Here is a 15,715-nt window from a genome sequence, read left to right as displayed (position 1 = left end):
TTAATTTTTCCTCTTTCGCCTTTTTGGAATTCCAAAAGTTTGGTCAATTTCAACTTCTTTCCCCAGATCTCTGTGGACAAGGGAAAGAGATTCCAATTTTATTTGATACTTTAACTTTTTATCAGACAAATAACTGGTAATTTGTCCAATATTCTCTTTATTAATATCTTCTACCGCTAAAGTTATATGTGGAAAAGGTACGTTATATTTTACCCATTTTACGTTAAAATTCTTTTCTAATTCATTCCAAAGTTTTGTTATTTTATTGTAAAAAGGCTGAGGTAGAATAGTTAAAATAGATTGCATTTTTTCATCACCCTTTTTATTAGGAGGTTTAAACATGAATGATAATAAAAAACGAATCGTTAGGTTTCTTATTTATTATTTTTTCATTTCTGTTGGAATACTTTTAATATTCTATTTTTGGTTTACAAAACTATTTTGGTTTTCTCTAGTTACTTGGCTTTTTGCCACTTTTGGTGTTATTTCAATTTCATTCTTTACACTTATGAACTTGAGAATCGATGAACTTAAGAATGAATCAAAAGATGTAGATTCAAGTAATAAAGATGATTAATATATTTATCAGTATAAGTTCAATTCATCTTTTATTTGAACCATACCATCTATGGCTATTTTGAAGAAATCATCCAATTCGATATTAAGTCTACTTATTTCTTTTATTTTTTCTCTATCAGCTCCTCTTGCAAATGCTTTATCTTTGTACTTCTTTTTCAACGATTTAACTGTTAATTCAGTTATATCTTTATTTGGTCTCACTAAGACTGCCGCGACGATAAGCCCGGAAAGTTGATCAGCAGTGTATAAGGCTATCTCAATGTCTTTTTCCAACTCTTTTTTTTCATTATGAGCCAATATAGCGTCTTTTACATCTTGATCAACTTTGTCTCCAAGCATTTCGACTGTTTTTAAGCCATGGCTATCTGGATCATCTTTCGTTTCTTCATAGTCCAGATCGTGTAGTAAACCAGTGATTTCCCATTTTTCTTCATCTTGGTTTAGTTTTTTTGCTAACTCTTTCATAATAGCCCCTACAGCAAGGGAATGAGTGAACAAATTATCCGTTTTAAGGTTTTGTTTTAGTAACTCGAGGGCTTCTTCTCTTGTCAAAAAAATCACTCCTTATTCAAACTTATTAAAAGCAAATTTAAAGAAAAAATAAAAGATTAATCCAGTAAACAAAATAGTTGCGAAGATGATCCATAAACCTATTACTACGGGAGGTGTTGTAGTAAAAATTAATATTAAACAAACAACTAAACCAAAAAATAACCAAAACATGATCTTCAGATTACGCCATATTTTATTTAATTTCTCTTTCAGTTTAGAATTTTGAAAAAGCAGATCGTCCAAAGTTTCTCTGTTTTCTTTATTTTGTTCTTCTAATATTTTTATTCTATTTTCAAAATCTTCAACGTTATTCTTGGTCATCCTTCTCTGCTACCTCCTTTGAAGAAAGAAATACTTTCTTTGGAAACTATTAAACCTTCTTTAAACCTTACTTCTAGAATTCAAAAATTTTTAAAATACCTCCATCATTCTTAGCTCCCCTTCGCCCAGCAGCCCGCCCATCTAAGGAAGGGACCTGCGGTCCCTTTACCCACCAGGGTGGGGGAGGGCTCCGCCCTGTAACCCTTTTAAAATCAAAATCTTATTTTTGAAAATCTTTTTATTTCTAAAATGTCTAAGAAAGAAAGTGGACTATATCTTTTTTAAGTATTATAACACAATATTTTAGAGTTAAAAGGTGTTCGATTCAATAAATTAGTGCCAATTGCGTTTTAAACATACAAATTATAGTTTTCTTTTGTTAAATAACTCGAAAAAATATGGTATAATTTACGAGTAAAAGGATAACTCATTGCTAAGTTATGTGTTGATAATCTTAGCCCGTTATTTCATCAGGTAGTTTTAAAGTTTGTTTTAGAGTTTTTAAAGCCATCATAAATACTGCATTCAGGAGGGATTTTAGTGAAAGGAATGATCGTTGAAACATGGCTGGAAACATGGAAAAATACCTACGGAGAAGATTATGTAAATGAACTTTTAACTGAAATAGGAATTCAGAAAAACAAACATTTCTCTCCCTTCGAAGATTTGGAAGATATTAAAGTTTTTAAACTTTTAGATTTAATAAGTAAATCAACGAATAAATCCAAAGAAGAGATAATGAAAGAACTCGGTAGAAAAAATATTTATACTTTCAAGAAATATTATCCCAATTTTTTCAAAAAAAAGGGTCTCCTTTCTTTTTTGTCATCTATGAATGATGTTCATAAATCATTAACAAGAAGAATAAAAGGAGCCAAACCCCCCGCGATCGAATTTGAAATCATAGATAGTAACTCTGCCTACCTTACTTATCGGTCTTTCAGAGATATGAGATACTATTTTTTAGGGTTATTGGAAGGCTCAGCCGAGGTTTTTGGGGAGAAAATTGAATATGAGGTTATTGATCAAGGAAGCACCGATAAAGGAAGTTTTCTAAAAATAAAATTAGAAAGTGAGAAACCTTATGCAAAAATTCGGAAGGCTCGTTTTTTTGCATCTATAAGTTTTTCATTAATGAAAATGTTCTTTACTTCTCTAACCTTTTATACAATAATCACAGTCTTTTTGTTGTCTTGGCTTCTCACATGGCTTTTAGGTAACCATTGGTATACTTTTTTGATTACAGGTATCCTATCTGGTACATTTATTCTTTCCATGGGAAATTATTTTAAAAGGTTATTTTCTTACTCTACAGAAGGGTTACAAAATTTAAAGAATCAAGAATTCGACCAACCAGTACTATTAAAAGGAGAGAAGATGCTTGAAAATCATTCTTTAGAAATTGATAATTTGAGGAGCAATTTTAATGGGATTTTTATTCAATTAACCGGAGATATAGAAGAAATAGAAACTTTCACCGAGAAAGTCGGAGAAAGAGCGGAGGAAATGCAGGAAATAAGCGACTCAATAGGAGAATTAGTTGAACAAGTCGCAATAAGCTCAGAACAGATCGCTCAAGATGCTGAATCCATATCAAACGTAGTTGAAGTGAATGTAAATACGATACAAAGCATTATATCCAGAGAAAACCAGATGGTAGAATCTTTGGAAAATGCAGTCAAAAGAATTAATGATTCTTCTTCAAAAGTTGAAAATTCCTCAAAAGAAATAGAAAGTATGAGTGAAAGGTTTAATAATTTGGTAAAAGAAAGCGATAAGTTAGAGAAAGATACTCAAGAAATTCTAAAAGTCGTTGATACAGTGAAAGGTATTGCTGATCAAACTAATTTGTTAGCTTTAAATGCTGCAATAGAAGCATCTAGAGCCGGAGAAGCCGGCAGGGGATTTGCCGTAGTAGCTGATGAAATAAGAAAATTGGCTGAAGAAAGTAAAATAGCTGCCTCACAAATTGATAATATACTTAGCAGAATATCTTCCGGTATTCAGCTGTTAACACAAACTGTTGAAAAAGAGTTTAAATCAATGAAAATAGGGGCTAACAATCTACGAATAAGTTCTCAGGATAATAAAGAATCTGCAACCAATATAGAAAATATTTCCAAAGAAATCCACAACATCTTGGATGAATTAAGTAGAGAAGGAGTTAAACTGGAAGATTTAACAAAAAACACCCAAAACTTGCTGGCTATATCTGAAGAAGGTTCAGCTACTTCTGAAGAAATATCAACTTCCGTTAAAACTTTTGTAAATAATATAAAAGAAATCTTACAGAACATAAAAGAGGTGGAAAGATTCATTTCTTCATTTAAAGACAGCCTATCTAGTGAAAATTGATCTTTTATTTCAAATTTATTTTAATTTTTTTCATCTTTTTTTAAAACTTTCATGTTATAATTTACTTCGGGTTGTGCTTTAAGGATGTTATTGAATTTTTAGATTAAGAAATAATTTTAATAAAGGGGGTAGATAACGTTGGTTGAAAGACAAATGACAAGGCAGTTTTTGGAGGACGCATTTTGTGGTGAATCAAAGGCACATATGAAGTATTTGATTTTTTCTACTGAGGCAGAAGAAAAAGGATTAAAAAACCTTTCAAGAATGTGGAAAGCCATTGCTCATGCTGAGTTTGTTCATGCAAGAAACCATTTCAGAGCTTTGGGTTATATTGGATCAACAGAAGATAACCTTCAACAATGTATAGACGGGGAAACATTTGAAGTTGAAGAAATGTATCCTGTGTACAACAACGCAGCTAATTTTCAAGAAGAAAAGGAAGCTGTAAAGACTACACATTTTGCTTTGGAAGCAGAAAAAATACACGCTGAGTGGTATAAAAACGCAAAGAAGGTTGCGGATCAGGGTAAAGATGTGGAAGTTGGTAAAATTTTCATATGTGATGTCTGTGGTTATACAGTAGAAGGAGAAGCCCCAGAAAAATGTCCTGTTTGTGGAGCTCCGAAAAGCAGATTTGTAGAATTCTAATTTAATTTTTCAAAGAAAGGAGATGATCCTTTGTGTTAGGTGAAGTAATTAAGATTAAAGATTTCAAAGAAGAAAAACATGTCCCTACAATCGATTGCCCAGACAAAGTTCAACCTAACGAAGAGTTTGAAGTAGATGTACAGGTTGGTAAAGAGATAAAACATCCAAACACCGTTGAGCACCATATTGAGTGGATAGATCTTTTTATGCAATACGATGATGATCCAAATACAGTACATGTAGGCAGATATATATTCGGGCCTGTAATGGGGGAACCTCATGTAAAAGCAAAAATTAAGTTAGCGAAATCCGGAACATTGATTGCACTTTCTCATTGCAATATTCATGGACTGTGGGAAAATACCAAAAAGGTTTCTGTAGGATGATTTTTAAAAATATTAATTAGGAGTTGATAAAAAATGAAAAAATATAGGTGTACGATTTGTGGATATATATACGACCCAGAAGTTGGAGATCCTGATAACGACGTAGAACCAGGAACCTCTTTCGAAGACTTACCAGATGATTGGACTTGCCCCGTTTGTGGTGCTGCTAAAGAAGACTTTGAACTACTCGAAGAATAAAAAAGGCGGGATGTTAATCCCGCTTTTTTAATAATTCACCAACAGCTTTTCTTATTTCTAAATTTTCACCATCTTTTGAGTCAACTATGACTGTATCTCCTTCTTTTATAGTATCTTCGATAATCATATTTGCCAAAGGGGACTCAATCTTTCTTTCTATAACCCTTCTCAACGGTCTAGCTCCATAAACTGGATCAAAGCCTTCTCTTGCTATAACGTCCTTTGCTGCTTCAGTTATTTGAATACTTATATGCTTTTCTTTCAACCTTTCTTCTAATCTTGAAATCATTATATCAACTATTCTCTTTATCTGAGAGATACTCAAAGGTTTGAATACTATAATATCGTCCAGCCTGTTAATAAATTCTGGTCGAAATGCCATTTTTACCTGACCCATAATTTCATTTTTTGTATTTTCATAAGACTCTTCGTCAGATTCTCCAACAAAACCAACACTCTTTTTTGTCTTATTTAAGAATTCGGAACCCAAGTTAGAGGTCAATATTATTATAGTATTACTGAAATTTACGGTCCTACCTTGAGAATCTGTTAACCTTCCATCGTCTAATATCTGCAACAATATGTTGAATACATCGGGATGGGCTTTTTCAACTTCATCGAATAATATTACCGAATATGGTCGTCTTCTGATTTGCTCTGTTAACTGTCCACCTTGTTCGTAACCTACGTAACCTGGTGCCGCACCTACTAACCTTGAAACGTTGAATTTTTCCATGTATTCACTCATATCTATCCTGACCAGTGCATCTTCGGTTCCGAACAATATCTCGGCCAATGTTCTGGCTAATTCCGTTTTTCCAACTCCAGTTGGCCCAAGAAACAAGAAAGAACCAACCGGCTTCTTAGGATCTTTTAACCCTGCTCTTGCCTTTTTAATGTGATCTGCCACCGTGTTAACCGCTTCTTCTTGGTCAACGAGCCTTCTGTGTATTTCATTTTCAAGGTTGGCAAGTCTCTTCCTTTCATCTTCAACCATTCGTGTAACAGGGATACCCGTCCATTCTTGTACCAAAGAGGCTATTATGTCTTCATCTACTACATTGTTTATTTCGCTTTGTACTCGTTTAGCAGCTTTTTGTGCTTTTTCTAATTCCTTTTGAAGGTCAAAATATTCTGCCTTTTTCTTGGACGCCTCTTCATATTTTTCCTCTAAGGTTAGTTTATTAATCTCCTCTTCTAGTTTCGACATTTTCTTTTCCAATTCTCTAATCTTTTCAGGTTTGGCCGAGTTTCTAAGCTTTACTCGGGCGCAAGCTTCATCTATCAAATCTATTGCTTTATCAGGTAAGAACCTGTCATTGATATACCTATGAGAAAGATTTACTGCTGCGATTAAAGCCTCATCCAATATTTCAACCTTATGATGTTTTTCGTACGTTTCTTTTATACCTTTAAGTATTTCAATAGCTTGCTCGGGGGTAGGTTCTTGTACATACACAGGTTGAAACCTTCTCGCTAAGGCTTTGTCCTTTTCAATGTATTTTTTGTATTCTTCATAAGTTGTTGCCCCTATAACCTTTATTTCGCCTCTAGCTAAAGAAGGTTTCAAAATATTTGCTGCATCCATTGCATTTCCTTCGGCCACTCCAGCTCCTATTATATTGTGCAGTTCATCGATAAATAAAATAATTTCATCGCTTTTTTCCTTTACTGCATCAATGACTGATTTAAGTCTTTCTTCAAACTCACCTCTGAATTTTGAACCCGCTAGTAAAGCAGCCATGTCTAACTGTAAAATTCTTTTATTTTTTAGATAGGAAGGAGGATTTTCTTCCACTATCAACTGCGCTAAACCTTCTACTACAGCTGTTTTTCCAACCCCCGCGTCTCCTACTAAAACAGGATTATTTTTGGACTTACGGGATAATATTTCAACCATTCTATTTATCTCTTTTTCCCTTCCAATGACGGGTGTAAGTTTTCCTTTTTTAGCCTCTTTAGTTAAATCTACAGTAAACTTTTTCAAAGGATCTCCCACACCTGATTCTATTTCTTCATCTCCGTTTTCTAGCATCTCTTGAAGACGTTCTCTGATTAAAGCCTCTGAAGTATAAGCAGACAATAATTTCGATGCGTAAGATGTACCCTCCATCAAAACTCCTAATAATAAAGCTAATAAAGGAATTTTATTAAATCCCATACTATTGGCTTCTGATTTAGCTATTTGTAAAGCGTTTGCCAAACTAGTTGATAGATATATACCTTGTTGTCCACCATAAGACATGGAATAATAAACTCCCATTTCTTCAGATAAAGCTTCTTCGAGTTTTATTTTTATTGAATTAATGTTTGCACCTTCAAAAATTTTTTTCACATTTTCATCTTCAACATTTAGAATTGCTAACAACAAATGCTCTGGTTTTAGAATATTTCCACCTGAATAGCTCAAAACATTCTGTGCTTCCTGAAATGCTTTCAAGGATTTTTCAGTGAAATCATTTGGATTGAATCTCATTATGTCACCTCCATACACTTTATGTAATAAAATATTTTATCACTCGTAACTCTTAACTGCTAATTCTATTTTCATTATATCTTTTTCAATGTAAAATGTCAAGAAAAAGTTTTAAATTTCTGTTTTAATTTAATTTCTTTTATAAAATTAATGAATATATGGACAACTTGTTATAAGGCAATTTATTTAGATTAGTAAATTTACAATATATTTTTATCCTATTTTTAAGCATTTTAGTGTTATAATTAAATTGAAAAAGATAAAGCATCGGAGAGTGGATTTAATGATGAACGATATTTTAAATATTATATACAACGATGATCCCCAAAATGTTTTAAAATCAACTTTTATGGAAATCTCTTCCCAATTGAAAGAAACAATTGGGAAAGATAATATTATGTTTATTTATCAGTCAAGTAGAGAGGTTTTTAAAGCTTTAGCCTCTACAAGTGATAAGTTTGAGAATGTAAAAATATATATGCGTGGAAACGAGGAGTTAAAATCCAAAATTTTTTCAAATGAAGTGGTACCTGTGAATCTAAAAGATGATACTTTACCAGCAAGTTCAAATGGAAACGGTAAAAAAGAATTATTTTTGTATCCTATATTCTCTGAAGAATCTTTAATTGGAGCAGTTGGATTATTTGATAATAAAGTAGACAAAAATACCTTCGACCAACATTTTTTTTATTACGCTGTATTGATTAACTTGATTGTAGAAAAGCTAAGAATTAAGGATTTGGAAGACAAGGTAATTTTAATGGAAAAACTCACCGACATTATAGAAGAAATTACACAAAAAGAGGTAATAATAGAAAATGTTTTAAACCTTCTAAAAGATTCACTTCATGCAGAAAGCATAGTTTTCTGGGAACTTCAAGGGGATAATCTTGAAATCAAATACATGCTGGGAATAGACGAGAAATTAATCATAAATCACAAGATTCCTTTAGAAAATACTCTTGAAGGTAAAACTATAAAAGAGAGAAGAAGTTATATGGTTGTTGGACGAGAGAATTTTCAAAATTATTTTATTCCTTTTAATTTAGATCTCAAATCTTCTATTTATGCTGTTATAGAACAAAATAATGAAGTTTACGGTGTTTTAAGTGTTTATAACAGAGAAGAAAAAGATTCTTTTAGAACTTACAAAAATTTTGATGAATCAGATTTTCACGTTTTTTCTGATACCGCCAAAAGATTAGCTTTTTCTATTCACAGAATAAACCTATACAATAAGCTTCAAAATGAAGTCAGTAAGTTGACTGAATTGAAAAAGAATTATGAGCAACTTATTGAAAAACAAAAAGAACACTTAGATATGCTGAATGCATTGGATAAGATATCTCAAGCCGTTAGGTCTGTTTACGATAAAAATTTAGCAATAAAAATAATGCTCTTAGGATTAACTTCTGGAAGAGGTCTTAAGTTTAACAGAGCTCTTTATTTAGAAAAAGACAAGGTTAGAGGTTTTCTTGTTCCAAAATTATGGGTTGGTCCAGATACAGAAGAAGATGCAAACGAGATCTGGAAAGAAGCTAACATTAGGTCTTTAAAATATGGAAATGTTGTTCAGTACCTGAAGGAGGAAGCCATAAAAATACCCACTAATAATAAACTAATTCTTAGTTTACAAAACAAAGTTTTAGCCTATAAAGGGCACCCTATATTAGAAAGAGTTGTTGAAAAAAAACAGGTGTTACATATCGTTCCTCAAATGTTGGAAATTAAATGGGAAGATTTGGAGGATATATATGATATAGTAAAAATAAATGAGTTTCTCATTTTTCCAGTTGCCGGAATGGTTGAAACTAAGGGTGTAGTAATAGTTGACAACAAAATAAACAAAAAGCCTATCACCAGTATAGAAACTGAAATTGTAAAACTATTTAAAGATAATATGGGATTAGCTTTAGAAATGATAGAAAATTATCAAGAATTAAAAGAAAAAACTCTGCGGTTAGAAGAACAGAAAGATTTGATGGATTACTATAGGAGATTTAAAAACAATATATTACAAAATTTAGCTGTTGCGATTGTTGTGGTTGATAGAAGTGGAAAAATAAACGAATGGAACAGACAAGCAGAAAATGTTTTCTCCCGGCCAAGAGAAACCATGATCGGGTCACCCATTCAAGATATAAAAGATATTATTGGGGAAGAAATAATCGAAAAAATTAAAGTCATATATGAAACCAGAAATAATATAAAATTAAAAAATTATGAAGTAAAACTTTCCAATACGAAGAAAATTTTTGATATTCAGTTATCCCCTTTGAGAAATGAAGATTTAGGAGTGATCGAAGGTGTTATAATTGTTTTTGATGATGTGACTGAACTTTACAACCTTCAAAAAGAAATGGAAAAGCGAGAAAGACTTGCTGCAATGGGAGAAATGACTTCCAGAATAGCTCATGAAGTGAGAAATCCTATTACGGTTATCGGTGGATTTTTAAACAGAATAGCCAAAATGAACAAAATGGATGATATTCAAAAGTACACTCAAATTATTAAAGAAGAACTTTCCAGGCTCGAACATATAGTAAATGAAATCTTAGAATACTCTAGGGGAGGTAAAATTAATCAGATTGAAGAAGTCAATTTCATCGAAATTATACGTGGAATAATGTTGATGTATGAAGATTTCATTCAACAAAAACACGTTATGGTGAACACAGATTGGTTAAAAGAAGAGGTTTTAATAAAAGTCGATAAAGATAAAATAAAACAAGTATTGATGAATTTAATAAAAAACGCTTTAGAAAATGTTAATAACAATGGAAAAATTGATATAAAAGTTGGGTATACTGATGAAAATAAAGTTTTTTTTGAAATAACCAATGATGGGCCACCCATCCCTCCCGAGATTAAGGAAAAATTATTCACTCCTTTTCTCACTACTAAAAGTAACGGTACAGGGTTAGGTTTAGCCATTTGTAAAAAAATAATAGAAGAAGAACACAAGGGAAAAATTTATTTGGTAAAATCTGACGACACTGGAACTTCTTTCAAATTTGAAATTCCAATCTTCAGCGACTAAATTATTATACAATTAGGCACTTTAGAAATAGGGTAATTTTCAGAAATTAGATTTAGATTTTTAAAAAAGTTACAGGGCGAAGCCCTCCGCCACCCATGTAGGCGGCGTGAGGGAAGAGACAAAATTTTTAGGAGGGGTTAAGTTGTCGAAAGTACTAATAGTAGATGATGAAGAGAACATAAGAACTTTAATAAAAGAAGAATTAGAAGATTCCGGTTATGAAGTTACTGCAGTAAGCAATGCAAAAGATGCACTAGAAACCTTGGAAAGCGATAAAGATATAGATATCATATGTACTGATATAGAAATGCCAGATGTAAACGGTTTAGAACTTGCAAGTGAAATCAGAAAAAGGTACCCAAACAAAAAAATAATATTTCTCACAGCTTACTCACATTATAAAAGTGAGATGGCGTCTTGGGCAGCAGATGCTTACGTAGTAAAATCAATGGATTTAACAGAAATAAAAGATACTATCGAAAATCTTCTAAAAATTCAATAATATTTTATCGGAGGTGCACATTTTGGATTACAAAGATACAATCAATCTACCCAAAACATCATTCAAGATGAAAGCAAATCTGAAAGAAAAAGAGCCTCAGATTCTTCAAAAATGGGATGATTTAAATATTGCTTACTATCTCAGGAACAAAAGAATGGGGGGTAAAAAGTTTGTTTTACATGATGGTCCGCCGTATGCCAATGGAGACATTCATATGGGAACCGCTCTTAATAAGGTTTTAAAAGATATAGTCTTAAAATACAAAACATTGAGAGGTTTTGATGCACCCTATATACCTGGATGGGATACACATGGTCTTCCAATAGAACATAACGTAACTACTAAACTTGGAGACAAGGCAAGCACGTTGAGTAAGTTAGAAATAAGAAAATTATGTGAAGATTACGCTATGAAGTACGTAGACATTCAACGGGAAAGTTTTAAAAGGTTGGGTGTAATAGGTTTTTGGGAAAAACCCTATTTAACTCTGAATCCCGAATATGAAGCCAAGGTCTTAGAAATCCTTCGTTCTATAGTCGATGCTGGTAACATCTATAAAGGTACAAAACCTATATATTGGTGTACAGAATGTCAAACAGCTCTAGCAGAAGCGGAAGTTGAATATCACGATCATACCTCGGATTCAATTTATGTAAAGTTTCCTCTTGTTGGTAAAGATAATACATATGTGATCATATGGACAACAACACCATGGACTTTACCTGCGAACGTAGCAATTGCTGTTCACCCTAATTTTGATTACTCAAAAGTTGAAGTTGGTAACGAATATTGGATAATGGCTAAAGAATTGGTTGATAAAACCATGAAAGAAGCCAGAATAGATGATTATAAAATAATCGATACATTTAAAGGATCCACGTTAGATGGAAAAAAAGCTAGACATCCTTTTATAGAGAGAGACAGCCTTTTAGTACTTGCAGATTACGTTACTTTGGAAGAAGGAACTGGATGTGTTCACACTGCGCCAGGACACGGTATGGAGGATTATATGACGGGTACAAAGTACAATCTTCAGGTAATCTCTCCAGTAGATAGTCACGGATATTTTACCGAAGAAGCTGGAAAATATAAAGGGCTGAAAATTTGGGAAGCGAACAAAGAAATTATCAAAGATCTAAAAGAAAACGGATTTCTTGTTCAATCAGGAAAGTTAACTCATTCCTATCCACATTGTTGGCGTTGTAAAAACCCTGTTATTTTTAGAGCCACTCCTCAATGGTTTATAGACCTTGAAAAGAACAACTACCGCGAAAAGGTATTGGAAGAGATAAAAAAAGTAAATTGGATACCAAAGTGGGGAGAAAACAGAATATCCTCAATGGTGAGGGAGAGACCTGACTGGGTAATTTCAAGACAGCGTGCATGGGGGATCCCCATACCAGCTATTAAATGTGAGGATTGTGGAGATTCAATTTTAGACACTCAAATTTTAGATCACGTTATTGAAATTATAAAAAAAGAAGGGAGTAATGCGTGGTTTGAGAAAGAAACCAAAGAACTTTTACCGAATGATTATAAATGCCCTAAATGTGGTGGTTCCACTTTCAAAAAGGAAGAGGACATTTTAGACGTTTGGATCGATTCCGGATCTTCTTTTGAAGCGGTTGCAAATTCTCGTGAAGAATTAAAAAAATTCCCTGTAGACTTGTATCTCGAAGGAAGTGATCAACATCGAGGGTGGTTCCAAAGTTCTATATTCTTATCTGTTGCAAAACATGGAATAGCTCCCTATGAATCAGTTTTGACTCATGGCTTTATAAAAGATGAAGAAGGAAAGAAAATGTCTAAATCCTTGGGAAACGTAGTCAACCCAAAAGACATTATCAACAAATATGGAGCGGACATATTAAGATTATGGGTTGCATCCGCAGATTACAGAATGGATATTAAAATATCTTACAATATTTTAGAACAACAGGTTGAAACCTACCGCAAACTAAGAAATACTATAAGATTTTTGCTAGGTAATATAAATGATTTTAATCCAGCGGAAGATTATGTGGATTATGAAGAGATGCTAGAAATAGACCAATGGGCGATGATGAAGTTACATAGTTTGATAAAAAATGTCACTAAAGCCTATGACAACTATGAATTTTACAAGGTACACTATCTTATAAACAACTTTTGTACAATAGATATGAGTTCTACTTACTTGGATATAATAAAAGATAGAATATACGTTGAAGGGAAAAAATCTAAACTCAGAAGATCAGCTCAAACTGTTTTGTATGAAACCGCTATAGCTTTAAATAAGCTGATTTCACCCATATTGCCTTTCACCGCAGAAGAAGTTTATGAGCATCTAAATTATTCGAACAAACATGAAACCATATTCGCTGAATTATGGCCTGAATATAAAGAGAATTACCTTAGTGAAGAATTAGAAGAAAAGTGGAATAAAATTTTTGCTTTGAGAGAAGATGTTTTAAAAGCTCTTGAAGAGAAAAGAAAAGAAAAATTGTTGGGAAATTCTCTGGATGCTAAAATTATTGTTCAACCAATCGATGATACATTAAAGCAAATCCTTTCTCAATACGATAACAACTCGATAGCTGATCTATTTATTGTGTCTCAATTTGAATTTGGTAATGTCAAAGATGGATTCGAAGGAAGATATGCAAAAATTAAAGTCACCAAAGCAGAAGGGAAAAAATGTGAAAGATGTTGGAAAGTAGATCCTAATACGGGCAAAGATCCTGAATTTCCTGGTGTTTGTCCACGATGCGGTAAAGTACTAAAAGAAGAAAACAACTATTAAATTCTCGTATGGGTAGTAGGGAGAAGGTTTATTAAAGTAGGTTTCAGAGTTTCTTAAAAAAGTAAATTGTAAAGCTATACGAGGGGGTACACCATGAAGCTTTTTTTTGGAAAAAAGGAAGAAAAAGTTATAAAACTTTTTTCTAAACATTTAGAAAAAGTCGAAGAAGGATTAAACTTACTTACAGAATTAATAGAATTTTACGTAACGAACGATATGGAAAAATCTGTAGAATTGTCAAAACAAATATCTAATATAGAAAGCCAAGCGGATACATTAAGAAGAAAAACCGAAAGTGAAATGTATCAAGGAGCCTTTTTACCAAATTTTAGAGGAGAGCTTTTAGAACTAATAGAAGCCGTTGATAAGGTTATGAATAAAACACAAACTGTTTCAGAAATATTAGTTTTTCAAAAACCAAAAATACCCGAGGATTTTAGAGAAGATTTTTTAAAACAAAGTGGATTGGTAAAAAAAACTTATAAATCTTTGAAAAAGTCTATAGAAAATGTATTCGAAAACATAGAAAAAAGTAGTGAATATATTCAAAAAGTTGAATTACACGAACATGAAGAAGATGTCTTAGAAAAAGATATAATAAAGAAATTGTTTGAAATAGACAGTCTTGAATTATCCGAAAAATTGCAGTTAAAAGATCTTTTTTTACAAATTGGAGATATTGCTGATAGAGCTGAAGATGCTTCGGATAAACTAGAAATTATAGTCTTGAAAAGGAATATTAAATAAAAAATACCGCTGGTCGAAAAAACCAGCGGTATTTTTTTATAGAAAGTTCATCATAGCAAAGGTTATTCCCGCAGAAATTACTACCGAGATAATAATATCTAAGAAGTTCAATCCTCCTCCAGCACCTTCAGCTACTTGTTTTACATCACTAACCTCTTGAGATAACTGGTTAACACTAGTTTGAACGGTTTGCAAATTTTGTGCTAATTCAGTAATAGATTGAGTATTATTACTTAATTGAGCACTTAATTCGTTAGTAGTATTCTTTAAAGAGGTAAACTCAGTTTTATCAACTTTAGAATCTACCTTTGAATTCAAGTTAGCCGTTAAAGCGTTTAATCTATCCAAATCTTGGTTGACACTAGAAAAAGAGTTTTGTAAACTAGCAACTGAATCTTGTAAAGGCTGTATTTCTTGAGTAAAATTAGACACCGTTTGTGAGACATTTTGATAATTACTATTCAAACTTCTAACGGTGTTTTCCAAACTGGTAACTCTGTTATTTAAGTTTCTAATATCTGTTTCGCTTACCGCAGGCACTGATATTGCGTTGACCTTTCTCTCTATTTCGTCTATCTTTGTAGTGGCATAACCAAGTAACTCGTAAGAATTCTGAAGTTCTTTCACAGAATTATCTAGCCTCGAAACGGTACCCTTGAGATTAGAAAGATCACTTGTAGCAGCATCTAATCTTGTTTGAAGTTGTTGTAATTCTGATGATGAAACACCTTGTGGTACAGATAAACTCCTTACGGTTCTTTCCAGATTTGCTAAACTTTGAGCCAAAGGAGCGACCATGCTTTGTTCCATGTAGTCAATCGTTCTGGACAAGGCGACCGTCAGTTGATATCTGTTCATGTTTTCTAATCCTTTAAAAGTACCATCCGGGTATCCTTCAATTATGCCAATACGAGAAAGCCTTTCAACTGCGTCATATGCCCAGTGATTAATGGGAACATCTTTAAAGGACTGCGAAAATACTCCCAAAGCCAAAACTAAAAATAGAAACAAAATACCTACCTTTTTCACTACACACACCTCCTGAATTTTAGTATTTTAAGCATTTTTGATGCTACCGATTTTATTTTACCACAAAAAGTGGTAAAATAAGATGAAAAATAATTGGAGG

At 32.6% G+C, this 15,715-nt stretch carries 14 protein-coding genes; 9 read left to right on the top strand and 5 right to left on the bottom strand.

Going from position 1 to position 15,715, the window contains the following annotated elements; genetic code table 11:
• Positions 1 to 306, bottom strand: coding sequence for a hypothetical protein (locus X929_RS06345; RefSeq protein ID WP_103067194.1), 306 nt, complete (start codon positions 304 to 306; stop codon positions 1 to 3).
• Between the two features lie 34 nt (positions 307 to 340).
• On the opposite strand from X929_RS06345, the gene X929_RS06340 reads away from it, so the two are divergent.
• A complete protein-coding gene (locus X929_RS06340) occupies positions 341 to 577 on the top strand; it encodes a hypothetical protein (RefSeq protein ID WP_103067193.1) in 237 nt (78 codons plus the stop codon).
• An 8-nt stretch (positions 578 to 585) separates the two neighbouring features.
• On the opposite strand, the gene X929_RS06335 is transcribed toward X929_RS06340, so the two are convergent.
• Positions 586 to 1,131: an HD domain-containing protein gene (locus X929_RS06335; protein ID WP_103067192.1), complete on the bottom strand. Its 546-nt coding sequence runs from the start codon at positions 1,129 to 1,131 to the stop codon at positions 586 to 588.
• A 12-nt stretch (positions 1,132 to 1,143) separates the two neighbouring features.
• The gene (locus X929_RS06330; protein WP_103067191.1) at positions 1,144 to 1,452 is read right to left on the bottom strand and encodes a hypothetical protein; all 309 of its coding nucleotides are present in this window, start codon (positions 1,450 to 1,452) and stop codon (positions 1,144 to 1,146) included.
• Between the two features lie 549 nt (positions 1,453 to 2,001).
• Here X929_RS06330 and X929_RS06325 point away from each other — a divergent pair.
• The 4 genes from X929_RS06325 to rd all read left to right on the top strand — a co-directional run bounded on the left by X929_RS06325 (position 2,002) and on the right by rd (position 5,039).
• Positions 2,002 to 3,807: a heme NO-binding domain-containing protein gene (locus tag X929_RS06325; protein WP_245858669.1), complete on the top strand. Its 1,806-nt coding sequence runs from the start codon at positions 2,002 to 2,004 to the stop codon at positions 3,805 to 3,807.
• A gap of 153 nt (positions 3,808 to 3,960) precedes the next feature.
• Positions 3,961 to 4,455 (top strand): ferritin family protein, encoded by a 495-nt coding sequence (locus tag X929_RS09875; protein ID WP_103067228.1) that lies wholly within the window; start codon positions 3,961 to 3,963, stop codon positions 4,453 to 4,455.
• 32 nt (positions 4,456 to 4,487) lie between these two features.
• Positions 4,488 to 4,841, top strand: a complete 354-nt coding sequence (locus tag X929_RS06315; protein ID WP_103067189.1) for a class II SORL domain-containing protein — start codon at positions 4,488 to 4,490, stop codon at positions 4,839 to 4,841.
• Between the two features lie 33 nt (positions 4,842 to 4,874).
• Entirely contained in the window at positions 4,875 to 5,039 is a 165-nt protein-coding gene (gene rd, locus X929_RS06310; protein WP_103067188.1) for a rubredoxin, read from the top strand.
• Positions 5,040 to 5,052: 13 nt separating this feature from the next.
• Here the strand turns inward: rd and X929_RS06305 are convergent, their stop codons facing one another.
• Complete coding sequence (locus X929_RS06305) at positions 5,053 to 7,515, bottom strand: ATP-dependent Clp protease ATP-binding subunit (RefSeq protein ID WP_169924983.1); 2,463 nt, start codon at positions 7,513 to 7,515, stop codon at positions 5,053 to 5,055.
• Positions 7,516 to 7,798: 283 nt separating this feature from the next.
• Between X929_RS06305 and X929_RS06300 the strand changes: the two genes are divergently transcribed.
• The 4 genes from X929_RS06300 (at position 7,799) to X929_RS06285 (ending at position 14,586) form a co-directional block, all read left to right on the top strand.
• Positions 7,799 to 10,555 carry a GAF domain-containing sensor histidine kinase gene (locus X929_RS06300; protein ID WP_103067186.1) on the top strand — a complete coding sequence of 919 codons (2,757 nt, stop codon included), beginning with the start codon at positions 7,799 to 7,801 and terminating at the stop codon, positions 10,553 to 10,555.
• Between the two features lie 142 nt (positions 10,556 to 10,697).
• The gene (locus X929_RS06295) at positions 10,698 to 11,057 is read left to right on the top strand and encodes a response regulator (protein WP_103067185.1); all 360 of its coding nucleotides are present in this window, start codon (positions 10,698 to 10,700) and stop codon (positions 11,055 to 11,057) included.
• 22 nt (positions 11,058 to 11,079) lie between these two features.
• The gene (gene ileS / locus X929_RS06290; protein WP_103067184.1) at positions 11,080 to 13,839 is read left to right on the top strand and encodes an isoleucine--tRNA ligase; all 2,760 of its coding nucleotides are present in this window, start codon (positions 11,080 to 11,082) and stop codon (positions 13,837 to 13,839) included.
• 93 nt (positions 13,840 to 13,932) lie between these two features.
• Positions 13,933 to 14,586 carry a TIGR00153 family protein gene (locus X929_RS06285; RefSeq protein WP_103067183.1) on the top strand — a complete coding sequence of 218 codons (654 nt, stop codon included), beginning with the start codon at positions 13,933 to 13,935 and terminating at the stop codon, positions 14,584 to 14,586.
• A 36-nt stretch (positions 14,587 to 14,622) separates the two neighbouring features.
• Here the strand turns inward: X929_RS06285 and X929_RS06280 are convergent, their stop codons facing one another.
• Positions 14,623 to 15,615, bottom strand: coding sequence for an S-layer homology domain-containing protein (locus X929_RS06280; RefSeq protein ID WP_169924982.1), 993 nt, complete (start codon positions 15,613 to 15,615; stop codon positions 14,623 to 14,625).
• Positions 15,616 to 15,715 lie beyond the last annotated feature (100 nt).

The sequence above is a fragment of the Petrotoga olearia DSM 13574 genome (assembly GCF_002895525.1).
Classification (GTDB): Bacteria; Thermotogota; Thermotogae; order Petrotogales; family Petrotogaceae; genus Petrotoga; species Petrotoga olearia.
This window is presented reverse-complemented; position numbering and strand designations above follow the sequence as displayed.